The following is a 25,473-nucleotide window of genomic DNA, read 5'->3' as shown; positions in this document are numbered from 1 at the left end:
TACAGCTGGCTCAGAAGTTGATCATGTGTCCCGCGAGGCCGTGGACCGCCTCCTTGACCGCCTCGCCGAGCGTCGGGTGCGCGTGCACGTTCCGGCCGACCTCGTGCACGGTGAGGTCCCACTGCTGCGCCAGCGTGAGCTCCGGCAGCAGCTCGGTGACGTCCGGCCCGATCAGGTGCGCGCCGAGCAGCTCGCCGTGCTTGCCGTCACTGAGGAGCTTCACGAAGCCGACCGGGTCGCCGAGCCCGTGCGCCTTGCCGTTCGCGGTGAACGGGAACTTCACCACCTGCACGTCGAAGCCCCGCTCGCGGGCCTGCGCCTCGGTGTAGCCGAACGAGGCAACCTGCGGTTGACAGTACGTCGCCCGCGGGATCATCGCGAAGTCCAGCTCCATCGTCTCCGCGCCGGCGATCGTCTCCGCCGCGATCATCGCCATCGCCTCGGCGGCGTGCGCGAGCATCAGCTTCGCGGTCACGTCGCCGATCGCGTACAGGTGCGGGACGTTCGTCCGCCCGCGACCATCCACCGCGATCGCGCCGCGCTCGGTCAACGCCACACCGGTCGTCTCGAGCCCGTACCCCTCGACCCGCGGCTGGAAGCCGATCGCCTGCAACACCTTGTCCGCTTGCAGAACGCGCTGTTGCCCGTCGGACGCCGTCACGGTCACGGCGACCTGCGCGCCGGAGTCGTCGATCGCGTCGACGCGCGTGGACGTCAGCACCTCGACGCCGAGCTTCTTGTACTGCCGCGCCAGCTCCTTCGACACGTCGGCGTCCTCGAGCGGCACCATCCGGTCGAGGAACTCGACGATCGTCACCTTGACGCCGTAGTTCGCCAGGACGTACGCGAACTCGACGCCGATCGCACCCGCGCCGGCGATGATGATGCTGGACGGGAGCTGCTCGGTGAGGATCTGCTCCTCGTACGTCACGACCCGCTCGGAGAGCTTCGTCCCGGGCAGCAGCTTCGTCGTCGCGCCCGCCGCGATGACGCAGTGGTCGAACGTCACCGTGTCCTCGCCGCCCGCGGTGAGCGCCACCCGCAGCGTCTTCGCGTCGGTGAACGTGCCGCGGCCGTCGAGCTCGGTGATCTTGTTCTTCTTCATCAGGAAGTGGATGCCCTTGACCCGGCCGTCGGCGACCGTCCGGCTGCGCCGGAACGCGGCGCCGTAGTCGAACGTCACCTCGCCCTGAATCCCGAACGTCTCCCGGTCGTGGGTGAACAGGTGCGCCAGCTCGGCGTTGCGCAGGAGCGCCTTGGACGGGATGCAGCCGACGTTCAGGCAGACGCCGCCCCAGTACTTCTCCTCGACGACCGCCACCCGTAGCCCCAGCTGCGCGCCCCGCACCGCCGCCGTGTACCCACCCGGGCCGGCGCCCAGGACCACCAGGTCGAAGTGTGTGCTCATGGCACCGACCGTACCCGGCGCCGAGCGACGGACCGGCTCAGTGCGCTCGTCGGGCGGCGCCCAGGATCAGCCACTCGCGATTCGACCGGTGTCGATCGACCGCGTCGACCGCGAACCCCACCTCCGCGAGCTGATGCGTCAGCTCGGGCTCCCGGTGATAGGTGAACCAGCGCTGCCGATCCGACGCCTGATAGTGGGAGGCCTGCTCCCAGCCCTCGTCGTTCCCTTCGGCGACCATGAGGTGGAGCCTGCCGCCGTCACGGACGATCCGAGCGAACTCGGCGAGCACCGTCGGCACCTCGGCGCGCGGGATGTGCAGCAGCGCGGCCTGGCACCAGACACCGTCGACGGAGGCGGTGCGGATGGGCAGGTCGCGCATGTCGGCCTGCGTCAGACCCACGACCCCGGCGGCCCGTAGCTGGCCGGCGGAGAAGTCGAAGCCGAAAGCGGTGAAGCCGTACTCGCGGAGCAGCCGCACCTCCTCGCCCGGCCCGCAACCGATGTCAGCGACCGCGCTACCGCGCGGCAGGTGGGCGGCGAACGCCTCGTAGTACTTCGTCAGCGGCGTGTAAGGCCGGCGTTTGTGCTCGGCATACTCCGCCGCGATCCGGTCGTACGTCCGCTGCGTCTCCCCCACCACGTCACTCATGGGAGGAACCCTACGGAATCCATTCGTCGCGGAGCAGGACGCAGACGGCGTAGGGGGCGTCGTCCTGCTCTTCGGTGGTGCCTTCGACGAGGCCGCGGCTGCGGATCTCACCGGCGTACTTCATGCCGATGCGTTCCATGACGGCTCGGGAGCGGGCGTTGTGGCGGATCGTGCAGGAGACGACGGCGCGCATGCCGAGAACGTCGAACGCGTATGCGAGGCCAGCTTTGCCGAGTTCCGACGCGTAGCCCTGGCCCCAGAACGTGCGGCGAAGGGCCCAGCCGACCTCGAGCCAGTGCGCGTGCGCGACGAACGGCTGTCTGCTCTGGTGCGCCTCCCGCACCCATGGTTCGTCCGGGAGGAACGTGTAGAGCTGGCCCCAGTCGTCGTCCACTGGCGTGCGCGCCACACCGCCGCGGCCGACGACGTCGCCGGTGTCGCGGGCGTACGCGATCCACTTGTGCACACCTTGCAGACGCCATGCGTCGCCCATGTCCTCCGCACGCCGCTGGGCTTCCTCGATGCTCGGTGGCGCGTTGTCGTACCAGGACGCCACCTCGTCATCGTTGTGCACGAGCCAGAGGTCATGGGCGTTGGCCGGACCGACGGGTTCGAGCCGCAGGCGCGTCGTCGTGATCGCTTGCACGCTAGGCCGTGTCTCTCAAGTAGCGTCGGTCATCGCGCTCCGCGCGATGGCGCGCGGCGCATCGGGCCCGGCTGGGCGTGGTGCAGGAGGAATTCATAGTTTGTCCTATGGGTGACGACGTGCACCGCGGCCAGGCGGGATGCGAGGTGTCGCGCGCCAGGCGATAGTTAAGAGACACGGCCTAGCTCCCCCGGGTCCCGTCGATGAGCTCGCGGATCGCGTCGAGGTGCCCGAGGTGGCGGGCCGTCTCCTCGATCAGGTGGCAGACGATCCAGCGCAGCGAGACGAGCTCGAGGCCGGGCGGCGCCCAGGCCTCGAGCTCGTCCAGGTCGTGCGCGGCGGCGATCGCCCGGGACCGCGCGCACTGCGCGTCGTAGTCGTCCAGCAGCTGCGTGAGCGGTACGCCGGACACCTTCCAGTCGTCCAGTCCCGACTCGGGTCCGCCGAGAAAGCTCCATTCGAACCATCCGTACTCGACCGATCGCAGATGCGACACCAGCCCAGCGACCGTCGTCAGCGGCGAGGGCAGCAAGGACCGGTACGCGTCGGCGTCGGACAGCCCGGCGCACTTCACCCGCACCGTCGCCCGCTGCCAGTCGAGCCAGCCGGCGAGCATAGCTCGTTCGTCCGCATCGCCGGCGGGACGGCATCGTTGCGTGGTCATCGCCACGAGCGTACGGGCTAGACAGTCACACCCGGTGGAATGTGGTCGAGCACGACGCGCAGCTCGACGTCGTGCTCGAGCAGCGCCTTGCAGGCGGCCAACATGAAGCTGAACCCTCCGGTGGACCCGGCGACGGTCTCCGCGATCTCCTCCGGAGTTCCCTGGTGCCCGGTCTCGGTCAGGACGACGAACGTACCTTTCTCCCACGGGGTAAGGAGAAACTCGGCCGTCGTACCGTCGCCCCAGTCGAACACGAGTCGACGGTCTTGCTCGAACTCGCGTACCAGGACGGTCGAGGAGACGTCGTACATCTCCCACCGCCACTCGACCTTCGCGCCGGGCTCGAGCGGGCCGGTGCTGTGCGTGAACCAGAACCGCGTCGTCACCTCTGGGTCGACGAGCGCCTTGAAGACGTCCGCCGGCGGGCGGCGGATGCCCATGTGCACCTTGACGTTCATCTCTCAATGTCCTTTCTAGGAGGGGAGCGGCTCGCCAGTCTCGAGGAATGTCTTCAAGTGGGACAGCAGATTCGGCCATCCGGCGTTGTTGATCTCGCCGCTGATCGCCTTGTGCATCATGCTGTCGGGATCGAAGTCGTCATGCGTCACGGTGAGCTTGACGGCCCCGTCCACCGGCTCGATGTCGAACGCGACCTTCGACTGTTTCTCCTTCAGGTACTGGGAGAACTCGGCATCGGTCCAGCCGAAGAACTGCTGGTGCTCGGGCTGGAAGCCGTGCCAGCTGTACGAGAGTCGCCGGTACGGATCGGACTCGAGCACGATCTGCCCGAGATCGCGGAACTCCTCGTTCGGTGCGAACTGCCACGTCACCGGCGAGCCGACCTTCCAGTCCGAGCCGAGTGCGTTGCCGCCCCAGTACTGCCGGGTGAACTCCGGCTCGGTGAGCGCGCGCCAGAGTCGTTCCGGCGTGGTGTTGATGTACGTCGCATAGACGAACACGGGGCTTGTCATCTCGGGTGTCTCCAATGCCTTCCGTAGATCGGCGAGCGCTCCCGCGCGGGCTCGGTCGTACTGGCTGAGCCACCGATCGGCAATCGCGTTGATCGGCGCGGCGTTGAGGTAGTGCAGCTTCTCCCGGCCGCGCCAGCTGGTGGTCACGACATCGGCGGCCTCGAGGATCGCGAGGTGCTTGCTCACCGACTGGCGGGCCATGTCCAGCCCTTCGCAGAGCTCGCGCAGCGTCTGCCCGTTCTTGGCGTTCAGGCGGTCGAGTAGCCGCCGGCGGCTCGGGTCGGCGAGCGCCTTGAACACCTCGTCCATGCTCACCTTCCTCGAATAGGCAGCCGTTCGGCTGCCTATGACCTTAGGCAGCCTTCTGGCTGCATGTCAACCCGCCGATACGGTTCGGGTCACCGGCCCTTCCGCGTAAGGGCATCACGCCGAAGCGACGACGAGATCCACCTCGTTCCCCTCCGGATCGGCAACCGTCCACCACCCAGGCTGGCCTGTGCTTCGACTCCGAACCGGTGACCGTCAAACTCGTTGATCCACGGAGGCCCGTGCTGGTGGAATGGCCGGCATGTCACCGCTCGGCTCCTATGTGGAATGGCAGCACGCCCAGGTGAGTACGCCACGCTCGGTCCTCGCCGAGGTCGTACGCCGTGCTGTCGGAGCCGGGATCGACCGGGTGGACAGGATCGTCGAGGGCTACTCGAACGAGGTCTACCGGGTCTGGTGCGCCGACGGGCAGGATGTGGTGGTCAGGATCCTGCGGTTCGACCACGACACGTCCTTCGCCGCTTCGGCGGGCGAGGCCGCGGCGATCGACCTGGCCCGCGCCGTCGGCGTACCAGCACCGGAGATCCTTCTGCACGAGATGGTGGGGATCGACGGCTCGGAGTTTCCCGTCATGGTGCAGCGCACGGTGCCCGGCCGTCCGCTCGGCGAGATCGTCGATAGCCTTTCGGAACGGCAACGGCACGACGTGCTCGTTGAGATCGGCGAGCTGATCGCCCGAATCAACGGGGTCCAGGTCGATGACGAACGCGACTGGCCGACCGCGATGTCGGCCGACCTGGCTGACCGACGGGCGGCACGTGACCTGATGCTTGCCGGCGGGTTCTCGGCCGATCAGTTCGACCGAATGCTGGAGCTGCTCGAGACGTACGTCCGCGACTTTCCCTGCGAGCAATGGGTGTTGTGTCATGGCGACCTCAGCCCGAAGCACATCTTCGTGACAGATGGCCGCAGAGACGGTGCGGCCGTGCAGGTGAGCGGGATCATCGACTTCGGCGACTCGAAGCCCGGTGCCCCGGTCCACGACCTGGCCGTGCTCCGGGTTCGCGGCCCAGAGCTAGACCTACCGCCGCTGCTGGCCGGCTATGGCGCGCCGGCCGACGAGACGTACCGACGGCAGTTGGACCTGCACACCCTGATCATCGCGCTTGGCTCGTTGGAAATCGGCGTGGAAGAGAACGACCAGGCCTGCATCAAGCGCTCCAACCAGCTGATCCGCAGCCTGGTGGCGGGTCTCTAGCGGCCTACCCGACCGGGACGAAGATCCACCTCATTCCCTTCCGGATCGGCAACCGTCCACCACGCAGGCGCATGGGCGTCGCTCGCCACTCGACCACCGGCCGCCGTCGCGGCATCGATCCGAGCTTGTACCTGGTCGCGCGGGACGTACAAGTCGAAGTGGATCCGGTTGCGCTGCGCCCACCGCGCCTCGTCCTTGGCGTCGACCTGCTGGAACCACACCACGGGATTGAGCCGGCGCGGATCGTAGATGTCCTGAAGCAGGCGCTCGTACGGCCCGTGCCGATAGCCGAGGACGGCCATCCAGAACGCACGTACCGCGGGCACCTCGACCGCGTCGATCGCGATCTGGAGGAACCGCAGCCGGGGAGCCGGCTCGGCGGTGAGCCCCATCCCGCGCGCCGCGGCCTGGATCCGACGAGCGAGCTCCATGAACCGCTCGTCGTTGGCGAAGTCCTCGGTCTCCTGTTGGTCCTTGCCCGAGTCGAGTACGACCGCGCCGGGGCGTACGTCCACCATCAGCGCCTTACCCGTGTCGTCCGCGAGGTCGGCAACGGTCGCGGCGAGGTCGACGGACTCGCGGATCGATGCCGTCGGGTAGCAGGCGAGCCCGCAGCCCATGTCGCGCCAGTCCTCCGTTTCCGCTTCCCTGCCTAGGATTCCGGTAGGTCCGAGCGGCAGGCACACTTCGTTCCCCTCGAGGTCGGCGATCACCCACGCCTGCTCGTCGTCGACCACGTGACCGCCGTGGGCGAGGACCGACGCCCGTTCGGTGTTGGCTCGGTCGTAGGCCCAGATGACGTCGAAGTGGATCCGGTTGCGCAGCGGGCGCGGCTGATCGGTCCGGTTGAACCGGATCCCCGGGCCGCCGGATCGGACCTCAGGCCTCGCGCCACCCCGGAGATCGCGCGCGCCAGGGTGGCGTCGTCGGCTGTCAGCCCGTTCGGGCCGAACGGGATCCGCACGTGGATCCCGTTCTGGCGGAGGTCGAGATCCAGCCGCCGTTCGCCAGCCGCGTCGACGATGCCGCGCAGAAGCTCGGCTCCGGCCGCGTGCGTCGGCGCGTCGTACCAACTGCTGGCCCCGGCGGCGAGCACCCGCCAGTCCTCGGTGCCGCCGGTCTCCTCGAACTGCTTCGCGCTAACCATGTCCTACCCGCCGGAACGCGGCTCGGGTCGCGGCTGCCGCCGCGCGGATGTACTCGGGATCGAACCACTTCCAGTCGACCTTGGCGCCACCGTCGTGATGCCTGTCGATGTCACGCCGATAGACGCCGGCCATGAGGTACAGCGGACGTATGCGCATCACCGCCTCGAGCCGGTCGAGCTCGTCGTCGGTAAGCTCGACGTGTCGGCGGTACGCGGTGACGCCCGCGTCGATCTCCTCCTGATTGAGCCACGTTCCCCACATCAGGTACGCGAAGTCGGTGAGTCGCGGACCACGCCCGGACGCCATCCAGTTGATCGCGACCGGTCCGTGCTCGCTCACGATGGCGTGATCGGGGGCGCCGACGATGTTGCCGTGGAGCAATGACTCGGGGAGACCGTCGCCGTCGTCAGCGTCGCGCACCTGGTCTCGGAGCTGCTCGAATCGCTGGCGATGTGCCGCCGCGACCTTCGTGTCTACCGCGTCGAGGAACGACAGCGCGGCGAGCAGGTCCTGACGCGGGGCGCCTTCCCGGCTTGGGTCCTCGCCACACGCCCCACCCGGGCGGCTGGCGTCCTCGTCGTACTGGAGGGCGTGCAGCCGTCCGAGTAGGTCAGCCATGATGGCGATCTCGCTGCCCTTCGGAGGGAGCTCGCCTTCGACGAACTCGGTGACGAGGACCGCGCATCCCTCGAAGTCGGACACCGCGTCGTCGACCGCGAGCCGTTCGGCGGGATAGCTCTGCCGCTCGAGGAATCGCAGGATGGCGGCGTCGCCCTCAGCTCCGGACCTGGGCCGGGCGGGCGGAAACGCACGCGCGATCCACGGGTTGCCGTCGTTCCGGTCGATGCGGAAGACGTACGTGGCATGCAGACTCAGCTTCGTCGCCGCGACCGGGTCGATGCCGTATCGGCCTCGCAGATGCGCGAGCAACCGGTCGGCGGCGGGCTCGTGGCGCATGCGCGCATCGAGACCTTCGAGCTCCGTCAGCGCCTCGGTGTAACGCTGCCCAGTCTCTTTGGCGTGGCGCCGGACGACCTTCTTGAAACTGGCGTCCTTGGTCATGACAAGCCTCCTCGGAAACACCTTCGTCCCCCAGCGACGCGGTGTCGGAGAATGGCCTGTGAGATCGACGACCGAGAGGGCAAATTCCCCTTCGCCAATGGAGCCCCGGCCAGGGCGGACGCTCCACAGCTCGGCGACCGGTCGTCGCCGTACGGCAAATCTTCCTGAGCCGCCGTACGTTCGTCAAGGACCGCACAAGAAGCGGACGTACGTCCAAGGGCGATGTACCAGCACCCGCAGTGGCGGCAGCGTGCGGGCAGTGACGCCATCAGAGTCGTCCATGCCTAACCCAGGTTGGTGAAAGTCACTGGCGGTTGGCTCGGGGGCGGCAAGCCCAGGCGGAACTCACGTAGGGTCGGGGCGTGTCGCTCTCGGGATCCGGTCACTTCGAAGCAGGCAGCACTGCAGTGCGGCGCGATGTGTTCCGCGGCAAGGTATGGACGGCTACGCCGCTTCGCGTTGTGAGAGAGAGCGACGACCTTCTCGCATTGGCGCTCTGGCCTGGGGTGGAGAAGCTCGCTCCGGCCCACCAGGCTGCTCTCTCGTCATCTCGGAGGGACGAGATCGTTCGCGACGTCGCGCTACCCAACCTGGCCTCGGACAGTGGGAGCTGGCCGCCTGGACCTGGGACACCAACACGAAGCTGTCCCTCCTGATGCCCGGCGCGTACTTCAGCGTCGACCTCTTCTTTCGTGGCGCCGGCGAGCTGGTGATGTGGTACGTCAACTTCGAACGTCCCTTCCAACGCACTCCGATCGGGATCGACACCTTCGACCTTCTGCTCGATCTGGTCATCGAGCCCGACAGGTCCTATCAGTGGAAGGACGAAGGCGAGTACGCGCAGGGGCGCCACCTCGGCATCATCAGTGACGTCGAGCACCGGCAGTTGCAGCTGGCACGTGAGCAAGTGCTCGCGCTGCTCGACCAGCGGATCGGACCGTTCGATGAACGATGGTTGTCGTGGCGGCGAGACGAGGACTGGCCGCTGCCCGTCCTGCCGGACAACACACTCACGGTTCCCGCCGACATCTAGAAACCCCGAGGCTGTCGCCGACTGGGATGCACCCGAAACTAGCTTGCTCAGTGCCATCGTGGCCGGTTCAGTGACCGCATGGTCGGTCATCGCTCCAACGAGCAGCTTGCGGAGCTTCGTGCCCTGCTGATCCCTCCGCAGGAGGCGATGCTGAGGTCACGATTCGAGCTGGTGCACGTTCCGCTGAGGCTGATCACGTCCGGTTGGCACCGGCTGGTCGTAGCGGCACCCGACCGCGTGTTCGTCTTTCCCCGCCACGGTGGCGAGGTTCCAGGCATCGAACGCGAAGCTCACGTTCTGACAGAGACCCGGCTCAAGGTCGCTCCGCGGCTGGTCGGACTGCACCGCGAGGCAGGCATCTCGCCCTATCCGTTTCTCGAGCTGAGCCGCGTTCCTGGCAACTCCTACGACGCAATGATCGACCAGCTCGACGCGGGCGATGCGGCGACGGCGCTAGCCGATCTTGGTCGACGTATCGCGGAGTGGCACTGCATACCGACCCCAACCGCGCTGGCAGCGGCTCCAACGCATCGGGAGCCACCACGGGTGGCTGGGCTGTGGATCGACCCGGCGTCAGTCGAGGAAACGGTTGCATGGGCATCCGACCTGTTGTCGCCGTATCTCGGCAAGGTGCCAAGAAACGCTTGGCTGGACGTGCTCTCCGCCGTCGGCGCGATGGGCCAGGTCACGGTCCACGGAGAACTCTCGGAGGGGCAGTTCCTGCTCGACCACCGGTATCGGGTGACCGGGGTCGTCGACTGGGATGCGCTGCACTTCGGCCATCCGCTGCTCGACTTCAACTTCGGAGTGGGTGGCGTCGGAGTGCATCGCGACAAACGAGAACTGCGAAGCAGCATGTGGAAGGCCTACGTCACGGCCCGCGGTAACGACCTACCGGATCTCGCGGTCGTCGAAATGTTCTGGGGGCTCCTGGATGCGACCACCCTGGTTGAGACAGATGGGACCGATCCGCGACTGCCGAAGGCACTAGCCAACGCCAACCCCGCCAGGCCATGGCTGGCGACGCCGGGATCGAACCGCCCCGCCTACCCGACGGGGACGAACAAGTCCGTGCGCAGGTCTTCCGGTGCCGTGGTGTCGTGCGGGCTCACGAACTCTGCCATTTCTGGCCCATGTGCACGACGACGGCAAGCCGCTGGTCAGGACGACCCACCCTAAGTACGCCCATGCCGCCCACGCTTGTCCACGCATTGCGGTGCAGCTGCGCGGATCGCACGGTCGCACCGGTACACGAGCAGCCGCCGCACGCCTAAGCGAGGTCGCCTTGTCGGTGCGCATCGCTACGTTCCTCTGCCAGGAGGTGCGTCATGCGGTACGGGCTGGACATTTCATCTGCCGGGCCATGGGGTGACCCACGCATGATGGCCGAGCTGGCCGGCCTCGCCGAGCGCTCTGGCTGGGACGGCGTGTTCCTCGAGGACTACGTGTTCTTCCACAGCGGCGGCGATGCCTACGATCCCTGGGTCGCGCTCGCGGCCATCGCGGTAGCGACCGAGCACGTGACAATCGGCCTCCTCGTCACGCCATTGCCTCGGCGACGCGTCTGGAAGGTCGCCGCCGAAGCGATGACCCTCGACCACCTCTCCGGCGGGCGGATGATCCTCGGGGTCGGTTCAGGTGACCCGAGCGGTGATGACTTTCAGGGTGTCGGCGAGGGGTCGGATTCACGAACGCTGGCAGCCAGACTCGACGAGTCCCTCGAAGTCCTTTCCGCACTCTGGTCCGGCGATCCCGTGACTTACGACGGTGCCTACCTCAACCTCCATGGCGTCACGCTGCGTCCACGTCCGGTGCAGCGCCCACGCATTCCGATCTGGGTCGGTGGCTGCTACGCCCGATCAGGGCCGCGCGAACGGGCACTCCGCTGGGATGGTGCCTGTCTGTACGGCGTTCCACCCAATACGGCCCTGGCGGCCGATGATGTACGAGCGTTGCGCCAGGCTGCGCGGGAACGACGTGGCGACGATGGCTTCGTCGTGGCGGTCGGCGGCCGTCAACGTCGTCAGGATCTACGCGCGGAGGTCGACTACGTGACCTCGCTTGCAGAGGCGGACGCCGACTGGTGGCACGAGTACATCGAGCCGACCACCTCACTCGACGCCGCCCGGAGCCGAATAGAGAGTGGACCCATACGCGCACGGACCTAGGCGGCTCCGTCAACCTTCAGGCGCATGACTACCAGGTCGTAGGGTGCCCACCAGTTCGGCGAGCTGCCGTGCTCGTCGCGCTGGGTCGGCTTGAACCCGAGGTTCTCGAACATGGTCATGACACCTCTGTAGTCGGCGGTCTGGCTGGTGGAAAGGGCGGCCTTGACCGTTCCGACGCCCGGGATGTGCTTCGTCGGCCAGGTCTTCAGATAGTCCTTCATCTCCTCGGACCGGATACCGTACGTGCGCTTGATCTTGCGCCATTCGCGCTTGGACTGTGGGTACGCGACCGGCGTCGACTCGATCCAGCCGCCGCCCTTCTTTCGGATCGCCTCCACCGCGGCAGTCAACGCCCTGGTCGCCACGCCTTGCCCTCGGAAGTCCCGACGCGTGGTGAGGCAGGTGATGCGCCACTCGGACGTGGGATCGCGAGCGATCCGATTCGGTGGCGTCTTCTCGGTCCGTACGATCGGCAGCTCCTCGGCGCGACCGAACTGACACCAGCCCACCGGCTCCTTGTCCGCGTAAACGAGGATTCCGTGCGCCTGACCGGCCCAGACCAACTCCTTCATCTCGGCCACGTTCCGCGCCATCCACCATTCGTGGTGGGGAAACTTCTTCTTGGACCGGTCAGGTGCGCCGAGGAGCTTCGCCCGTTCCTCCGCCGTCACCGCGACCGGCGAGAGATGGCGGCCACGAAGAGAGAGCATGCATCCGCAGCTGTGGACACTGGCGTGGAACGCCTCGAAGTCGGCGAACGTCCGCCTCGACAGTTCCCTCGTGGTGAAGCGCACTCGCCACCACCTCCATCACCCGAGGATCGCACCCGTACGGGCCACCTAGTGGCCTATACCGCTGTGGTCATCAGGTAGTCGTTGCCTTGTTCACCGAAGCGCCGAAAGCCCAGCCGAACGTAGAGACGCTCGGCGTTCGGGTTGTCCTTCGCGACCTCGAGCTCCACGGGCACGTTCCGCTCCCGAGCCTCCGCCAGCACCGACGTGATCACCGTCGTGCCGATCCCGCTGCCCTGATGGGCGGGATGGATCTGGATGCCGGCGAGGTGGGAGCGTTCGGGCGTGCGGACGACGCGGAGGCGGCCGACTCGTTCGCCGGCGGCGTGGATGATGTACGTGGTGGAGTTCTCGACCATGCCGAGCACCTGGTCCATGACGTCGCCCTGCGTCCTGGCGTCGTTGTGCGCCTGCGCCTGCTCGTCCGGATCGCGCCCGTAGACGTCACCCAGCAGGCGGATGAGGAAGTCCACGTCGTGCAGCGTCGCCGGCGTCACGGTCGTCTCGGGCATGCCCCATCAGTAGGCCTCGCGGGCGCCGTGCGGCAACCGGTTTTCGCCGCCGGGGATGTGCGGCGAGTAACCGTTCGGGCGGTTCGCCCCGCTCGGCCGGCGGGGCCTGGTCGATGATCGACAGCGGCGGATCGCCGCCCGGCGGAGGCAGCGGGTATCACCATGGGTGATCGGAGTGTTTCCCCGCGTGATCTCGTTCACGAACGTTCTGACCGCGACGGTGTCGCCAGCACGCGGACACCGCTGAGGCTCAAGCCGTGGTGTCGGACTCTCCCAGGAGGGTGGACACCATCAGGTCGAGATCGATGTGGTCGCTCTCGGCGCCGCGCGGCACGATCGCGTACGTACTCTGCAGGAACGCACTGAGCCGATCGGCGGGCGCCTGGAGCTGTGCCTGGCCGTCGGGCGACCGGAGCTCGATGAGCACCGTGGCCCGTCCGTGATTGTCGACGAACGGCCAGACCTGCACGTCACCCTCGCCGCTATGGCGGAAGATTCCCTCCGACAGCAGCTCCCGGGCGAACACCCAGCGGACACCGCGGGGCTCACCAGTCTGGAACATGGCGTCGACCGCGTACGGGTCGGTCGCGTCGTAGCGAAGTTCGGCGGTGAGCTTCAACGCGACCCCCGAACCGTCGATCAGACGCAGGGGCAATGCATGGGTCACCGTGCTGGCGGCAGCTTCCATTTCTGCTTGGGGGCCTTTCCGTGGGTGGGGCGGAACCGGCGGGAAAGCCATAGCGCGAGAGTCTGCTCTCACCTTGCCCAAACACCCAAACTGGCGTGGGGCGGTGCGTCCTACTCTGGCCGATTCGCACCATGATTCTTCTCACATATTGAGACGAGGTCACCTTTCGTAGTCAATCTCGGGCCTTGATCAACTCGCCGCCAACCTGCCTCGGCGGCTTCGGCGTGGCAGTGTCAGACTGGGATGGACCCACAAGCGACGGTGACGCAGAGTAACGGAGGGGAGGTCGTGTCGTCAATGCATGAAGACGACTCTTCGTCCGGTCCGACGGCCCCGCCCGCCCCTCCGGATCCGTCGCGCCCGAAGCTGCACGTACGGGTCCGCGGGAGGATCCGGAACAACAAGCCGCTCGACCTCACCTGGCGCATCGGCGTCTTCGTCGTTGGCGCCCTGTTCGTGGTCGCCGGGCTGATCATGTTCGTGACCCCCGGCCCCGGCTGGCTCGCGCTGCTCCTCGGCCTGGCGATCCTGGCGACGGAGTTCTCCTGGGCCGAACGACTGCTGCACTGGGCTCGCGAGAAGGCCAAGCTCGCGGCGGAGAAAGCGCTGGATCCACGCGTACGCCGCCGCAACATCCTGATCGCCGTGGCCGTCATCGTCGCCGCCGGTCTGCTCGTCTGGGCATACGTCGCGGCCTTCGGCTGGCCCACCCCCGTGCTGTCCATCGCGGATTGGGTGCGGTCCCTGGCCAAGTGACGCGATACGCTAAAGTTCTCAGGCACCAACCGGGGCGATTAGCTCAGCGGGAGAGCACTTCGTTCACACCGAAGGGGTCACTGGTTCGATCCCAGTATCGCCCACAAAGGTCCTCGGGCCAGTGTGGTCGCGGCATTCGCCGCTTCCCCACTGGCCCTTTGTCGTTCCCCCCGGGGCCGAGCCCCGGACCCGCGAATCGTGGTGGCCGCGAGCCGGCCGAGTGGTCGCGGCATTCGCCGCTTCCCCACTGGCCCTTTGTCGTTCCCCCCGGGGCCGAGCCCCGGACCCGCGAATCGTGATGGCCGCGAGCCGGCCGAGTGGTCGCGGCATTCGCCGCTCCCCCCACTGGCCCTTTGTCGTTCCCCCCGGGGCCGAGCCCCGGACCCGCGAATCGTGGTGCCCGCGAGCCGGCCGCGAGCCGGCCGAGTGGTCGCGGCATTCGCCGCTCCCCCCACTGGCCCTTTGTCGTTCCCCCCGGGGCCGAGCCCCGGACCCGCGAATCGTGGTGCCCGCGAGCCGGCCGCGAGCCGGCCGAGTGGTCGCGGCATTCGCCGCTCCCCCCACTGGCCCTTTGTCGTTCCCCCCGGGGCCGAGCCCCGGACCCGCGAATCGTGGTGCCCGCGAGCCGGCCGCGAGCCGGCCGAGTGGTCGCGGCATTCGCCGCTTCCCCACTGGCCCTTTGTCGTTCCCCCCGGGGCCGAGCCCCGGACCCGCGAATCGTGATGGCCGCGAGCCGGCCGCGAGCCGGCCGCGAGCCGGCCGAGTGGTCGCGGCATTCGCCGCTTCCCCACTGGCCCTTTGTCGTTCCCCCCGGGGCCGAGCCCCGGACCCGCGAATCGTGGTGCCCGCGAGCCGGCCGCGAGCCGGCCGAGTGGTCGCGGCATTCGCCGCTCCCCCCACTGGCCCTTTGTCGTTCCCCCCGGGGCCGAGCCCCGGACCCGCGAATCGTGATGGCCGCGAGCCGGCCGCGAGCCGGCCGCGAGCCGGCCGAGTGGTCGCGGCATTCGCCACACTCCGGTCATCGGAGTTGCCGAGCCAGCTCGTGATGGAACTCGCACAGCTCGGCGATCGGCACGGCCTTCCGAGAGACCTTCGAGAGGTCCTCGCCTTCCACTGTTGAGGGTGGAGGGTACGTGTGGATCCCCTCGTCGAATGCCAACGCGGATACTTCGTTCTCCCAACCTGGCCAGCGGAGGGTGTCGTAGACCTGCGTCAAGGAGCCGGCGAAGACCGCGTCCAGCCAGGCGGCGTAGCCAAGCTCGGTGTCCAGCCAGGAAAGGGTGTCCGGCGCGAAGAAGTGGATGGTCGGCGGCGCGCCGGCGGCTGGTGGTACCCAGGCGAACTGGCCGCCGAGGACGTCGTGGCCGACGATGAGCAGGCCTAACGTTCGATCGATAATGCTGCCGACCTCGGGGAGTCCGTTCACACCGCTGCCGAGGACGCGCAGCCAACCGTGGTCGACGAGGACGCCGCCGGTGTGGGCGACGATCGCACCGAGCCATGAGTTCGTGGTGATCCCCAACCGCGCAAGGCACGACGACGCGCGGTCGGGATCCGCGGCCAGCAGCTCCACCGGATACGGCGATGCCTGCGCCGCCGTGCGGATCTCGTCCCACGCTCCTGCGTCCATCCGCGCAGTCTTCCACCAACGGCCAGCCCTGAGTCGGAGCGCCCGGACGCTTCGCTAGGGTCGACCCCGGAAATCAGCGGCGGCGAGGGGGATGTGGGGCCTGGATGAAGGCGATCCTCCTCGGCGGCGGCGTGTCGCTCGTGCTCTCTCTCGTGCTGACTCCGCTGCTCGCCAGGTTCTTCGTACGCAAAGGTCTCGGGCAGCCCATCCACGTCGACCTGCCGGAAGAGCACCAGGTCAAGCAGGGCACGCCGACGATGGGTGGGACGGCGGTCATCGCAGCCGCCACGATCGGCTACCTCGTCGCGCATCTTGTCGTCGGCGCACTGCCGTCGGCGTCGGGACTGCTCGGCCTGTTCCTGCTCGTCGGTCTCGGAGCGGTCGGGTTCCTCGACGACTACGTGAAGATCACGCGCGAACGGAACCTCGGGCTCCGCGGCCGCACCAAGATCGTCGGCCAGGTCGTCATCGGCGTCGTGTTCGCCGTTCTCGCCATCAACCTGCAGAACGAACACGGGCTCACCCCCGCATCGACGTTCCTCAGCTTCGTCCGCGACCTACCGGCCGTCCAACTCGGCGCGGTCGTGTTCGTCCTCTGGGCGCTCTTCATGGTCTCCGCCACGTCGAACGGCGTGAACCTCGTCGACGGCCTCGACGGGCTCGCCGCCGGCACCTGCACGATGGTCTTCGCCGGCTACACGATCGTCTGCGTCTGGCAGTTCAACCAGTCCTGCGCCGCGGCCGCCCTGCCTGGCTGCTACCAGGCGCGCGACCCGTACGACCTCGCCGTGCTCGCGTTCTCGCTGGCGGCCGCGTGCGGCGGGTTCCTCTGGTGGAACTGCAACCCCGCAAGGATTTTCATCGGCGACACGGGCGCGCTCGGACTCGGCGGCGTCATCGCCGGGCTGGCCATCATGACGAGGACCGAACTGCTGCTCGTCGTCATCGGCGGCCTGTACGTCGCGGGCAACGCCTCGGTGATCATCCAGCGCGGCTACTTCAAGCTGACCCGACGCCTCACCGGCACACCCCGCCGGCTGTTCCGGAGCTCGCCGATCCAGTTCCACTACCAACACAAGGGCTGGCCGGAGATCATGATCGTGATCCGCTTCTGGATCATCGCCGGCATCCTCGTCGCCGCAGGCCTCGGCATCTTCTACGCCGAATGGCTCACGCACAACTAGGCAACGAGCACTACCGTGCTGGCCATGGAACGAACCGGCGTCAATCTGGAGATGACCGATCCGGCACAGCTACGCGCCGCGGCCGAGATTCCAGAGCTCGGGATCGAGGAGGTGGACGCGTCCGCCGCCCCCACGGTTTGCCAGCTGTACAAGGAGATCTGGGCGGATGGCGGTGGTCGGAGTGGGTGGTCGGCCGGGCAGTGGGAGAAGGAGCTGAGTCCCAAGGAGATCCGAACGTGGGTCGCCAACGTCGCCGACCGGCCCGTCGGGTTCGCCGAGGTTGGCTGGCAGCGCAACGGCCACGTCGTGATCGTCGTGATCGGTGTCATCCCCGAGTTCCAAGGTCGCGGCATCGGCGGCGACTTCGTCTCCCGGATCACGGCACTGGCGTGGCGGCCGCCGACGACCCGCGTGTGGCTGTGGACGGTTCCCGACGAGCACCCGCACACCGTTCCGAACTACCTCAGCCGGGGCTTTCGCGTGACTGACAGGGGCAACGAGGCAGATTGACCCGACCGCCCGTCTAGGGGTCGACGTGCTCCGCGGCCATCCGCGTGAACGTCTCCAAGGCCTTCGCCGTGATCGGCCCCGGTGACACCAGCGGCCGACCGTCCAGCGTGTGGACGGCCTGGACATCCCGCGTCGTCGACGTCAGGAAGATCTCCTCCGCCGCCTCCAGCGAACCCAGAGGCAGGTCGGCCTCCTCGCCGCCCGCCCACTCCAGCACCAGCTCGCGGGTCACCCCCGCGAGACACCCCGAGGTCAGCGGCGGCGTGAGCAAGCGGCCGCCGAGGACGACGAAGACGTTCGACCCCGTTCCCTCGCACACGTCCCCCACCGTGTTCGCGAACAGAGCCTCCGAAGAACCCCGAGCCTGCGCGTACGCCAAGGCCACCACGTTCTCCGCGTACGAGGTCGACTTCAGCCCCGCCAAAGCGCCCCGCTCGTTCCGCACCCACGGCACCGTCGTCACCGCGGTCGACGAGATCCAAGCTGCCAACGACGTCACCGCCACGACCACCGTCAGCCCCGCGGACCCGCGCTCCGACCCCAGAGGCCCCGGCCCTCCGGTCACCGTGATCCGCAGTCGTCCAAGAGGAGATGGCCACGCGGCAAGCACCTCAGCAACCCCGCGACGGACGAAGTCCAGATCCACCTCGCCAAGCCCCAACCCCGAAGCCGACCGCGACAACCGTGCCAGGTGCCGGGTCAGGGCGAACGGCACACCGGTCACCTTCAGCGTCTCGAACACCCCGTCGCCCACGGTCAGGCCGTGGTCCGTCGGCGCCAAAGCAGCCGCGTGCGGGTCGTCGACCAGCCGACCGTTGACCCACATCTGGATCGTGGACATCACAGGCCTCTCCATCTTCGCGGGACGTCACAAACCACCCTACGGTCAGCCGCCGCACAAGGTGCTCCTACCCTTCCGAGCATGCGCCCCTCACGGCCCGGCCCCGCCGCCACGGTGGTTTTGCTCGGCTGTCTCGCGGCTAGCTCGTTGGCCGGATGCCTCCAGGATCCGGTGAACGTCCAACCCGACCCGCCGAAGACCTCGACGGCGCCCAAGCCCGCGACCAGCCCCTCCAAGACCTCGACGCCCCAGCCCGAGGCCCCCGCGAAAGCGAGCCCGACCAAGTCCCCGGAGCAGCCGGAAAAGCCGAAGGCAGACGACGAGCTCACGTTCGCGTTCGCCGGCGACGTGCACTTCGAGGAGCAGGTACGCGCCCTGCTCGACGACCCCGAGAACTCGCTGCGAGACCTCCGCGACTACACGGCCAAGGCGGATCTCACGATGGTCAACCTCGAGACCGCCATCGCCACCGGAGGCTCACCGGAGCAGAAGCGCTTCAGGTTCCGCACGCCGCCGACCGCGCTCGAGGCCCTGAAGAACGCCGGCATCGATGTCGTCACGCTCGCCAACAACCACGGCGTCGACTTCGGGCGTGACGGCCTCGAGGAGTCGCTGGAGGCCAAGGAGAACGGCGCCATCCCCGTCGTGGGAATCGGTAAGAACAGGACAGAAGCTTTCAAACCATACGAGACTACGATCCGCGGCACCAAGGTCGCGGTCCTCGGCGCCGACGCGTTCCGCGACCCGACGACGGACAACTGGACGGCCGGAGCCGACTCCCCCGGCATCGCCGTCGCGATCGACCCCGCCCGCATCGTCCGCGCGGTCCGCGACGCCAAGAAGGACGCCGACATCGTCGTGGTCTACCTGCACTGGGGCACGGAGTACCAGGGCTGCCCGACCGACCTCCAACGCGAGCTCGCGGACAAGGTCGCCGAGGCCGGAGCCACGATCATCGTCGGCAGCCACGCCCACATCCAGCTCGGCTCGGGCATGCACGGCGACACGTTCGTCTCGTACGGCCTCGGCAACTTCATCTGGTACTCCCGCAAGACCAACATCTCCGCCCGCACCGGAGTCCTCACCGTCGCTGTCCGCCCGGACGGCGAGGTCACCGACTCCGAGTGGGCACCCGGCGTCGTCACCCCGTCCGGACTCCCCGAGTTCGCCACCGGCGACCGTGCCGACGAGCTGCTGGAGGCCTACGAGAAATTGCGCGACTGCGCGGACTTGGATGCCGTACGGTGATCGACACGCGGGACCCCTGAGTTTCAGCCCCGCGCCTACATCGGCTACAGTTCTCAACGCGCCAGAGAACTGTTGGCGCGATGCGGACGTAGCGCAGCTGGTAGCGCATCACCTTGCCAAGGTGAGGGTCGCGGGTTCGAATCCCGTCGTCCGCTCGGAGATGCCTTGGGGTCTGGGGCTCTACGCCCCAGGGCACCACGGTGGAGTGGCCGAGAGGCGAGGCAACGGCCTGCAAAGCCGTGTACACGGGTTCAAATCCCGTCTCCACCTCGCTTGCGAGGGCGATTAGCTCAGTGGGAGAGCACTACCTTGACACGGTAGGGGTCACTGGTTCAATCCCAGTATCGCCCACCCGATCTTGGGTGAAATCTGGTTGTTGGCCTTCGGCCACCTGCCCCACGGCGATCGGCGCCACACTGGGGGGCCGAGCCCCCCCCAGACCCCCCCACGTTGCTTGCTCCTTGCAGGCCCCAGGGGTTGCTCCGGTCATTTACCAGCGTCGGCCTTCGGCCGTTAGAACGGCCATTGGCCGTTTCTTGCTGCTTCGATGAGGGCCAGCGGCTCCGGCTCGCTCGGGTGGGTCAGACAAAGGCTCAACGCCTCTCGGAGAGACCACAGCCAGCGTTCGGACGGGTTCACGAGTCTCAACAGAGCCGTACGCGGGCGGTCGGCCAGCGCGATCTCCAGCGGGTCCGCCAGCCGAGTAGCGATCCCCACCCCCGGCACTCCGGCCTCGTCGAAGTCCGCCAGGTGGGCCACCAGGTCCGCGTACTCCATCATCGGCACGACCGCCTCCCACGAGAAGGCGTCCATCGGCGCCGAGAGCCACGAGCGGACCGACGTCCAGATCATCCCCGCGCCCGTCAGGATCGTCGATGCCGACGGTCCCCAGTCGGCGAGGAGCTCACAGCGTTCCTCCGCCGGGATTCCCCACAGCCACGCGTTCGCCTTCAGCACCGCCAGCGTCTGCGGGATCGACCCCGTGGCACCGTCCAGCAGGTACGAGAACAGGTCCTCCTGAGCGACCGTACGAGGCGGAGCCTCCACCGCCGCCAGGACGGCGCCGAACGGCAACCCAGCACGCCCGTACGACAAGTAGCCCCGCTCGTCGTACAACCGCACCACCGCGTCCGCGATCCCCTCCCGCACCGGCGCGGGCAGCACCGGCCCGAACGACGAGCGCCAGTACGACACCGCCAACCCCGGCTCGTCAGCGCGCTGCAAGACCGCCCCAACGAGCGCACGCACCAACGAAGAACGCCCCGACCGCAGCATCACCTGAGCCGCCTCGAGCGCCAGCAAAGGCACCGGAGACCACCCGGACACCACAGACGACATCCGTAGCCAAGGCAAGAACCGCGCCACCCACGCGGGCTCGCTCAACGCCAGCGACCGCACGCGGCCGCTCAGACAGCGGACCAGCTCGGCCGGATCGGACGAGGACGCTTGCTCGGAGACGAGCTCTACGACAGCGTCGGCGAAAAGCGAGGTCGTGGCGTCAGGTCCGTGGTGAGCCGGAAGCGCCACCGGGCGGACGAAGGCACGCGCACGTTCATACACGTCGAGTTGTTCCTTACTGAGAGAAGAAGAAGATCCACGGGTCGACCTGGAAGAACTGCCGAATCACCAATGATTCCTCTGCGCTCCTCCGCATTCGTGTTACCCAAGCGTAAGTCCCATCGATACCCCCTGTCATGGCCATTTACGCCTTCCGCACCTGGCCACGCCGTCAACCGGCTGTCGGCAGCCTGGTCGCGACGTACACGAGTAGCGGGCTCGGTCCGGCCGCCGGCAACCCCACCGCCTGATGGCGCCGCCGGGCGTGCTGGCCGAGCCCATCTACGCGAACAAGGCGAGACCGGCCAGAGCCTCGCTGGGCATGGCGAATCTCGCTGTTCAGGGCTGGCTGATCGAGGTGGAGGTGGTGGCCGCGTACCGTCACCGCTGAGGGTCGGGCACCGTGCTCGTCCGCGCCCAGGCGACGGACAGCGCGATCGCCAGTACCGTTCCGATCGCGCCGCCGACCGCGATCACCACGCTGGGCGAGGCGTACTGCGCGACGAGCCCGAACGTGAGGATCGCGAGCCCCTGGGTGACCCGCATCGACGTCGTGAGCAGACCGACCGCCTGGCCACGCATGTCGTCCGGGACGGTCTGGGTGAACTCGGCGGCGAGCGGGATCCAGAAGTACAGAGCCATCCCCGCGACGGCGATGAGCAGGCAGGCGAGCCACGCCGTCGGCACAAAGAGGAACAGCACCAACGGGGCGCCGCTGGCGATCGACAGGACCGTCACATGGATGCCGCGTTGATCCCGGATCAGCAACGGGAGCAGCCAGAGCCCGACGACGATGCCGGCCGGGCTCGCTCCCATGAACAGCCCGGCGGACGCCGAGCTGAGGCCGAGCTGTGCGGCGTACGGTGCCGCGAGTGTCTCGCAGACCAGGGTCGCGGCGATCGGCACCGTGAAGAACATGACGAGCCGCAGCCGTGGATGGGTGAAGATGAAGCGCGTCGCCGTCCAAGCCGAACCCAGCAAGGAGGTCCGGCCCACGGCGGTCGCCGGGCGGGACAGCACGCCGAGCAGGATGATCACCCCGGACAGGACGAACGTGCCGGCATTGACGATCAGCACCGCGGACAGTCCGGTGAGCGACACGATCATCCCGCCAGCGCCGTACCCGACGGTGTACGAGAGGTGGTTGACGAGTTGCGTGACCGCCGAACCCTTGACCAGTTGCTGTTTGCCGGGCAGGACGACCGACATCGTGGCGTGGTACGCGCTGAGGAACGGCGAGTCCATCAGTCTGATGACGAACAGGAGGATCCAAAGAGCGATCAGCGGTTGTCCGGGAATCGCCATGACCAGCAGCAGAATCGCCCGGCCGACATCGGAGGCGACCATGACCGCGCGGCGCGGGAACCGGTCGGCGAGACCGGCGAGGAGCGGGCCGCCGACCAGGTCCGGCAGCGAGGTCAGCGCGAACGTGATGCCGAGCAGCGCGGTCGACTTGGTCTCGTTGTAGACGGCGATGACGAGCCCCGCTCGGGCCACGTAGTCGCCGATGGTCGACAACGTCCGGCTGGCGAACAGCGCGCGGAACTCGCGCACGGCGAAGATGTCGGCATAGGTGACGCGGCCCCCGTCCACCCGCAGAGCATGCCAACCCCTCCTGGCGCCACGCTGGCGCCCCCCGCCAGGCCGAGAGTGCAGCTCGACCTCCAACCCCGCCCCGTCCACAGTTGCTGCGACTTCACCCACCGAATCGGGGCTCCACGGGCCGCCAGGACGTGCTCCAACCCCGGTTCGGTGGGCAAAGTGCGCTCAGCTGGGGACGGGCAGCGGCTAGGACCTATGACGAAGGTGGCTGGAGCGACGGAACGGCAAAATGATCATGTTTACATGATCATTTGCCGCTCTACGTGGGATACACCCCGCGTACAGCACCCACTCGCCAGGTAGAGCGGCATCGGTACCCATCCGCCAGAACCGACCGACGTATGCAACATGCGCTAGGGCTGGATGCCACGTTCGATCATGCGGATCACCGCGGCGCCGATGCCGTGACGGGGCAGGGTGCCTTCGTTCGCGGCCTCGACGCCGGTGTAGACCATCCCCCACAGCACGCCATATATCCAACGGGGGTTGGCGTTCGGGTCGATCGTGCCCTCGGCCTGGCCGCGTTCGATCAACGCGATCACCGCGACCTCGTCCGCGTCGGGCTCGCGCGGGTCGTCGCCGGTCTCCGCCGCGTACTGGTCGAACAGGCCCGAGTCCCCGAACAGGAAGATCAGCTGGTCCCCCACCTCGACCATGCCGGCCACCAGCCGCCGCAGCCCGTCGATGGCCGGGCCCTCCCCGATCTCCGCCTCCTCGATGGCTCGGCCGATCGCCGCGAACGACTCGTCCACGGTCGCCCGGACGAGCTCGTCGCGGTCGGCGAAGTAGCGGTGCAACGTGCTCCGCCCCACCTCCGCGGCGTCGGCGATGTCGGCGAGCGTCGCGGACCGGTTGCGGCCCAGCACCGACACCGACGCACTGAGGATGGCCCGTCGGGTGCGCCCCCGCGTTCCCGACTCGGCTGTCTCTGACCTGATCACGCGCTCCAATATAAGGCCATCACCACCCCTAACGGAACCAGAGAAATTCTCATTGGCACCTTGGTGTCCCAAATTGATATCCTGCAGTCATGGGATCGCAGAACGATGATCAAAAGAGGTTCGCCAACCTCCGAGTGCTCTGGACGTTCGTACAACCGCACCGAGCAGTCGTCCTGCTCGGGCTCGTGCTGGGCATCGCCGTCACCGGCATGTCCCTCGCCACCCCGATGGTCACCAAGCAAGTCCTGGACGGCCTTCAGACCAACGCCCCGCTCGCCCCGGTCGTGGGCCTGCTCGCCGCGCTGCTCGTGCTCGGCTCCGGGCTGGGCCTGGTGCAGTGGATCATCATGGGCCAGCTCGGCGAGCGGGTGATCTACGAGGCGCGCAGCTCGATGGTGCGCCGGCTGTTCCGGGTACGGATCAGCGAGCTGACCGGCCGGTCGAACGGTGAGTTCGTCACCCGCGTCACCTCCGACACCGTGCTCCTCCGCGAGGCCGCGGCGGGAAGCATCGTCTCGCTCGTCAACGGGCTGATCGGCCTGGTCGGCGCGCTCGTCCTGATGGCCGTCCTCGACTGGGTGCTGCTCGCGACGACGGCCGCGACGCTGGCAGGCATCGCCGCGATCGTGGCGCTGCTGATGCCGAAGCTGTCCAAGGCGCAGGAGCAGGCGCAGGCCGCGATCGGGCGGCTGGGCGGCGTGCTCGAGGGCGCGATGCGCGCGATCCGTACGGTCAAGGCCAGCCGCGCCGAGCAGCGCGAGTCCGACCGGATTCTCGCCGAGGCCGCCGAGTCGCAGCGGCAGAGCGTCCGCGCGGTACGCATCGAGGCGGTGGCGTGGACCGCGGTCGGCGCGGGCATCTCGCTCGCGATCATGCTGATCCTCGGCATCGGCGCATACCGGGTGAACGCCGGCGCGCTCACGATCTCGGCGCTGGTCGCGTTCCTGCTGTACGCGTTCCAGCTGATGGGTCCGGCGATGGAGCTGTCCCAGGTGATCACGAGCCTGCAGTCGGGCATCGCCGCCGCGTCGCGGATCCGCGAGATCCAGGGCCTCGAGGTCGAGCAGGACCAGCCCACGGACGCGCATGCGGCCGAGCCCGCGCCGGTGAACGGGACCGTGCTGTCGTTCCGGGACGTCACCGCGCGGTACGGCCCGGACAGCGCGCCCGCGTTGGCCGGCGTCACGATGGACGTACAGCGGATCGGACACACCGCGATCATCGGCCCGTCCGGCGCGGGCAAGACGTCGATGTTCTCGCTGATGCTGCGATTCCTGCATCCCGAGCACGGGACGATCGAGCTGGACGGGCTGTCGCTGGACCGGTGGCCGCTGGAAAGCCTGCGGCGGCGGATCGTGTATGTCGAACAGGACACGCCGCTCGTTCCGGGCACGCTCGCGGAGAACCTCCGCTACACCCATCAGGAGGCGACCGACGAGCAGCTCTGGGAGGCGTTGCGGGCCGTCCGGTTGGAGGAACGGGTCCGCGAGCTCCCCGACGGGCTCGACACCGTGCTGTCGACGACCGCGATCTCCGGCGGCGAACGGCAACGCGTCGCGCTCGCCCGCGCGCTCGTGTCCGATCCGGAGATCCTGCTGCTCGACGAGGCGACCGCGCAGCTGGACGGACTGACCGAGGCCGCGGTGCAGCAGTCGATCCACGACCTGTCCGCGCGCGGTGCGGTGGTGACGATCGCGCACCGGCTGTCGACGGTGATCGACGCCGACCAGATCGTGCTGCTCGATGCGGGCAAGGTGCGCGCGACCGGCACGCACCTGGAGCTCTTGGAGCGCGACGAGCTCTACCGCGACCTGGTCGCCGCGCTGCGCATCGCGACGCTCGCACCGAAGTCGCCTGTGGTGGAGGACGAAGAGGTGGAGGAGGTCGAGGTCGCGGCCCCCTCGGTCGGCCGCTTCCGCGGCTGGATGTGAGAGCCACA

At 68.1% G+C, this 25,473-nt stretch carries 25 protein-coding genes, 4 tRNA genes and 1 pseudogene; 13 read left to right on the top strand and 17 right to left on the bottom strand.

Annotation, left to right across the window (positions count from 1 at the left end):
* Positions 1-10: 10 nt before the first annotated feature.
* From lpdA to JOD67_RS22360, 6 genes are all read right to left on the bottom strand, one after another.
* A complete protein-coding gene (gene lpdA / locus JOD67_RS22385; protein ID WP_205119655.1) occupies positions 11-1,408 on the bottom strand; it encodes a dihydrolipoyl dehydrogenase in 1,398 nt (465 codons plus the stop codon).
* Positions 1,409-1,445: 37 nt separating this feature from the next.
* On the bottom strand, positions 1,446-2,057 hold the full coding sequence (locus JOD67_RS22380) for a class I SAM-dependent methyltransferase (protein ID WP_205119654.1): 612 nt from the start codon (positions 2,055-2,057) through the stop codon (positions 1,446-1,448).
* 10 nt (positions 2,058-2,067) lie between these two features.
* Positions 2,068-2,703 carry a GNAT family N-acetyltransferase gene (locus JOD67_RS22375; RefSeq protein ID WP_205119653.1) on the bottom strand — a complete coding sequence of 212 codons (636 nt, stop codon included), beginning with the start codon at positions 2,701-2,703 and terminating at the stop codon, positions 2,068-2,070.
* A 181-nt stretch (positions 2,704-2,884) separates the two neighbouring features.
* The gene (locus JOD67_RS22370) at positions 2,885-3,367 is read right to left on the bottom strand and encodes a DinB family protein (protein ID WP_239553979.1); all 483 of its coding nucleotides are present in this window, start codon (positions 3,365-3,367) and stop codon (positions 2,885-2,887) included.
* 17 nt (positions 3,368-3,384) lie between these two features.
* Complete coding sequence (locus tag JOD67_RS22365; protein ID WP_205119652.1) at positions 3,385-3,825, bottom strand: SRPBCC domain-containing protein; 441 nt, start codon at positions 3,823-3,825, stop codon at positions 3,385-3,387.
* 15 nt (positions 3,826-3,840) lie between these two features.
* On the bottom strand, positions 3,841-4,647 hold the full coding sequence (locus JOD67_RS22360; RefSeq protein ID WP_205119651.1) for an ArsR/SmtB family transcription factor: 807 nt from the start codon (positions 4,645-4,647) through the stop codon (positions 3,841-3,843).
* 259 nt (positions 4,648-4,906) lie between these two features.
* Here JOD67_RS22360 and JOD67_RS22355 point away from each other — a divergent pair, with 259 nt between their 5' ends.
* Positions 4,907-5,863 (top strand): phosphotransferase family protein, encoded by a 957-nt coding sequence (locus JOD67_RS22355; protein WP_205119650.1) that lies wholly within the window; start codon positions 4,907-4,909, stop codon positions 5,861-5,863.
* Here the strand turns inward: JOD67_RS22355 and JOD67_RS42005 are convergent.
* The 3 genes and pseudogenes from JOD67_RS42005 to JOD67_RS22345 all read right to left on the bottom strand — a co-directional run bounded on the left by JOD67_RS42005 (position 5,860) and on the right by JOD67_RS22345 (position 8,073).
* Positions 5,860-6,600, bottom strand: coding sequence for a VOC family protein (locus JOD67_RS42005; RefSeq protein WP_307782502.1), 741 nt, complete (start codon positions 6,598-6,600; stop codon positions 5,860-5,862). The two genes, JOD67_RS22355 and JOD67_RS42005, sit on opposite strands and share 4 nt — an antisense overlap.
* A pseudogene (locus JOD67_RS40330) lies at positions 6,601-6,936 on the bottom strand (hypothetical protein); the annotation flags it as partial.
* A gap of 66 nt (positions 6,937-7,002) precedes the next feature.
* On the bottom strand, positions 7,003-8,073 hold the full coding sequence (locus JOD67_RS22345) for a phosphotransferase enzyme family protein (RefSeq protein WP_205119648.1): 1,071 nt from the start codon (positions 8,071-8,073) through the stop codon (positions 7,003-7,005).
* A gap of 436 nt (positions 8,074-8,509) precedes the next feature.
* Between JOD67_RS22345 and JOD67_RS42430 the strand changes: the two genes are divergently transcribed.
* The 3 genes from JOD67_RS42430 to JOD67_RS22330 all read left to right on the top strand — a co-directional run bounded on the left by JOD67_RS42430 (position 8,510) and on the right by JOD67_RS22330 (position 11,274).
* On the top strand, positions 8,510-9,106 hold the full coding sequence (locus JOD67_RS42430) for a ribonuclease FAU-1 family protein (RefSeq protein ID WP_372442342.1): 597 nt from the start codon (positions 8,510-8,512) through the stop codon (positions 9,104-9,106).
* Between the two features lie 78 nt (positions 9,107-9,184).
* A complete protein-coding gene (locus JOD67_RS22335) occupies positions 9,185-10,285 on the top strand; it encodes a phosphotransferase family protein (RefSeq protein ID WP_205119646.1) in 1,101 nt (366 codons plus the stop codon).
* Between the two features lie 149 nt (positions 10,286-10,434).
* Positions 10,435-11,274 carry an LLM class flavin-dependent oxidoreductase gene (locus JOD67_RS22330; protein ID WP_205119645.1) on the top strand — a complete coding sequence of 280 codons (840 nt, stop codon included), beginning with the start codon at positions 10,435-10,437 and terminating at the stop codon, positions 11,272-11,274.
* Here JOD67_RS22330 and JOD67_RS22325 read toward each other — a convergent pair.
* The 3 genes from JOD67_RS22325 to JOD67_RS22315 all read right to left on the bottom strand — a co-directional run bounded on the left by JOD67_RS22325 (position 11,271) and on the right by JOD67_RS22315 (position 13,232).
* Positions 11,271-12,068 carry a GNAT family N-acetyltransferase gene (locus JOD67_RS22325; RefSeq protein ID WP_205119644.1) on the bottom strand — a complete coding sequence of 266 codons (798 nt, stop codon included), beginning with the start codon at positions 12,066-12,068 and terminating at the stop codon, positions 11,271-11,273. The genes JOD67_RS22330 and JOD67_RS22325 overlap by 4 nt on opposite strands.
* Positions 12,069-12,121: 53 nt before the next feature.
* Complete coding sequence (locus tag JOD67_RS22320; protein WP_205119643.1) at positions 12,122-12,577, bottom strand: GNAT family N-acetyltransferase; 456 nt, start codon at positions 12,575-12,577, stop codon at positions 12,122-12,124.
* A gap of 250 nt (positions 12,578-12,827) precedes the next feature.
* On the bottom strand, positions 12,828-13,232 hold the full coding sequence (locus JOD67_RS22315; RefSeq protein WP_239553977.1) for an SsgA family sporulation/cell division regulator: 405 nt from the start codon (positions 13,230-13,232) through the stop codon (positions 12,828-12,830).
* Between the two features lie 330 nt (positions 13,233-13,562).
* Here JOD67_RS22315 and JOD67_RS22310 point away from each other — a divergent pair, with 330 nt between their 5' ends.
* The gene (locus JOD67_RS22310; RefSeq protein ID WP_205119641.1) at positions 13,563-14,021 is read left to right on the top strand and encodes a TIGR02611 family protein; all 459 of its coding nucleotides are present in this window, start codon (positions 13,563-13,565) and stop codon (positions 14,019-14,021) included.
* A 32-nt stretch (positions 14,022-14,053) separates the two neighbouring features.
* Positions 14,054-14,125: transfer RNA gene (locus JOD67_RS22305), tRNA-Val, on the top strand.
* Positions 14,126-15,039: 914 nt separating this feature from the next.
* Here JOD67_RS22305 and JOD67_RS22300 read toward each other — a convergent pair.
* Entirely contained in the window at positions 15,040-15,651 is a 612-nt protein-coding gene (locus JOD67_RS22300) for a DUF2625 family protein (protein ID WP_205119640.1), read from the bottom strand.
* A 104-nt stretch (positions 15,652-15,755) separates the two neighbouring features.
* On the opposite strand from JOD67_RS22300, the gene mraY reads away from it, so the two are divergent.
* Both mraY and JOD67_RS22290 read left to right on the top strand, forming a co-directional pair.
* A complete protein-coding gene (gene mraY, locus JOD67_RS22295; RefSeq protein ID WP_205119639.1) occupies positions 15,756-16,835 on the top strand; it encodes a phospho-N-acetylmuramoyl-pentapeptide-transferase in 1,080 nt (359 codons plus the stop codon).
* A 24-nt stretch (positions 16,836-16,859) separates the two neighbouring features.
* Positions 16,860-17,345 (top strand): GNAT family N-acetyltransferase, encoded by a 486-nt coding sequence (locus JOD67_RS22290; protein ID WP_205119638.1) that lies wholly within the window; start codon positions 16,860-16,862, stop codon positions 17,343-17,345.
* Positions 17,346-17,358: 13 nt separating this feature from the next.
* Here the strand turns inward: JOD67_RS22290 and JOD67_RS22285 are convergent, their stop codons facing one another.
* The gene (locus JOD67_RS22285; RefSeq protein WP_239553975.1) at positions 17,359-18,186 is read right to left on the bottom strand and encodes an aminotransferase class IV; all 828 of its coding nucleotides are present in this window, start codon (positions 18,184-18,186) and stop codon (positions 17,359-17,361) included.
* Between the two features lie 81 nt (positions 18,187-18,267).
* Here JOD67_RS22285 and JOD67_RS22280 point away from each other — a divergent pair, with 81 nt between their 5' ends.
* The 4 genes from JOD67_RS22280 (at position 18,268) to JOD67_RS22265 (ending at position 19,785) form a co-directional block, all read left to right on the top strand.
* Positions 18,268-19,434: a CapA family protein gene (locus tag JOD67_RS22280; protein ID WP_205119637.1), complete on the top strand. Its 1,167-nt coding sequence runs from the start codon at positions 18,268-18,270 to the stop codon at positions 19,432-19,434.
* A gap of 82 nt (positions 19,435-19,516) precedes the next feature.
* Positions 19,517-19,589 (top strand) — tRNA-Gly (locus JOD67_RS22275).
* 44 nt (positions 19,590-19,633) lie between these two features.
* Positions 19,634-19,704, top strand: a tRNA-Cys gene (locus JOD67_RS22270).
* Between the two features lie 9 nt (positions 19,705-19,713).
* Positions 19,714-19,785, top strand: a tRNA-Val gene (locus tag JOD67_RS22265).
* Between the two features lie 162 nt (positions 19,786-19,947).
* Here the strand turns inward: JOD67_RS22265 and JOD67_RS22260 are convergent.
* The 3 genes from JOD67_RS22260 to JOD67_RS22250 all read right to left on the bottom strand — a co-directional run bounded on the left by JOD67_RS22260 (position 19,948) and on the right by JOD67_RS22250 (position 23,534).
* Positions 19,948-20,994: a hypothetical protein gene (locus JOD67_RS22260; protein ID WP_205119636.1), complete on the bottom strand. Its 1,047-nt coding sequence runs from the start codon at positions 20,992-20,994 to the stop codon at positions 19,948-19,950.
* 378 nt (positions 20,995-21,372) lie between these two features.
* The gene (locus tag JOD67_RS22255; protein WP_205119635.1) at positions 21,373-22,584 is read right to left on the bottom strand and encodes an MFS transporter; all 1,212 of its coding nucleotides are present in this window, start codon (positions 22,582-22,584) and stop codon (positions 21,373-21,375) included.
* Between the two features lie 362 nt (positions 22,585-22,946).
* A complete protein-coding gene (locus JOD67_RS22250; protein ID WP_205119634.1) occupies positions 22,947-23,534 on the bottom strand; it encodes a TetR/AcrR family transcriptional regulator in 588 nt (195 codons plus the stop codon).
* Between the two features lie 89 nt (positions 23,535-23,623).
* On the opposite strand from JOD67_RS22250, the gene JOD67_RS22245 reads away from it, so the two are divergent.
* Positions 23,624-25,465 (top strand): ABC transporter ATP-binding protein, encoded by a 1,842-nt coding sequence (locus JOD67_RS22245; RefSeq protein WP_205119633.1) that lies wholly within the window; start codon positions 23,624-23,626, stop codon positions 25,463-25,465.
* Positions 25,466-25,473 lie beyond the last annotated feature (8 nt).

Source organism: Tenggerimyces flavus, assembly GCF_016907715.1.
In the GTDB taxonomy this organism is placed as follows: domain Bacteria; phylum Actinomycetota; class Actinomycetes; order Propionibacteriales; family Actinopolymorphaceae; genus Tenggerimyces; species Tenggerimyces flavus.
This window is presented reverse-complemented; position numbering and strand designations above follow the sequence as displayed.

Coding starts and splice junctions, on each gene's coding strand:
- lpdA (WP_205119655.1), bottom strand. CDS start 1,408: ATGAGCACACACTTCGACCTGGTGGTCCTGGGCGCCGGCCCGGGTGGG.
- JOD67_RS22370 (WP_239553979.1), bottom strand. CDS start 3,367: ATGACCACGCAACGATGCCGTCCCGCCGGCGATGCGGACGAACGAGCT.
- JOD67_RS22245 (WP_205119633.1), top strand. CDS start 23,624: ATGGGATCGCAGAACGATGATCAAAAGAGGTTCGCCAACCTCCGAGTG.
- JOD67_RS42430 (WP_372442342.1), top strand. CDS start 8,510: ATGGACGGCTACGCCGCTTCGCGTTGTGAGAGAGAGCGACGACCTTCT.
- JOD67_RS22290 (WP_205119638.1), top strand. CDS start 16,860: ATGGAACGAACCGGCGTCAATCTGGAGATGACCGATCCGGCACAGCTA.
- JOD67_RS22345 (WP_205119648.1), bottom strand. CDS start 8,073: ATGACCAAGGACGCCAGTTTCAAGAAGGTCGTCCGGCGCCACGCCAAA.
- JOD67_RS22380 (WP_205119654.1), bottom strand. CDS start 2,057: ATGAGTGACGTGGTGGGGGAGACGCAGCGGACGTACGACCGGATCGCG.
- JOD67_RS22365 (WP_205119652.1), bottom strand. CDS start 3,825: ATGAACGTCAAGGTGCACATGGGCATCCGCCGCCCGCCGGCGGACGTC.
- JOD67_RS22330 (WP_205119645.1), top strand. CDS start 10,435: ATGCGGTACGGGCTGGACATTTCATCTGCCGGGCCATGGGGTGACCCA.
- JOD67_RS22355 (WP_205119650.1), top strand. CDS start 4,907: ATGTCACCGCTCGGCTCCTATGTGGAATGGCAGCACGCCCAGGTGAGT.
- JOD67_RS22285 (WP_239553975.1), bottom strand. CDS start 18,186: ATGTCCACGATCCAGATGTGGGTCAACGGTCGGCTGGTCGACGACCCG.
- JOD67_RS22280 (WP_205119637.1), top strand. CDS start 18,268: ATGCGCCCCTCACGGCCCGGCCCCGCCGCCACGGTGGTTTTGCTCGGC.
- JOD67_RS22335 (WP_205119646.1), top strand. CDS start 9,185: ATGGTCGGTCATCGCTCCAACGAGCAGCTTGCGGAGCTTCGTGCCCTG.
- JOD67_RS22320 (WP_205119643.1), bottom strand. CDS start 12,577: ATGCCCGAGACGACCGTGACGCCGGCGACGCTGCACGACGTGGACTTC.
- JOD67_RS22360 (WP_205119651.1), bottom strand. CDS start 4,647: ATGGACGAGGTGTTCAAGGCGCTCGCCGACCCGAGCCGCCGGCGGCTA.
- JOD67_RS22300 (WP_205119640.1), bottom strand. CDS start 15,651: ATGGACGCAGGAGCGTGGGACGAGATCCGCACGGCGGCGCAGGCATCG.
- JOD67_RS22310 (WP_205119641.1), top strand. CDS start 13,563: ATGCATGAAGACGACTCTTCGTCCGGTCCGACGGCCCCGCCCGCCCCT.
- mraY (WP_205119639.1), top strand. CDS start 15,756: ATGAAGGCGATCCTCCTCGGCGGCGGCGTGTCGCTCGTGCTCTCTCTC.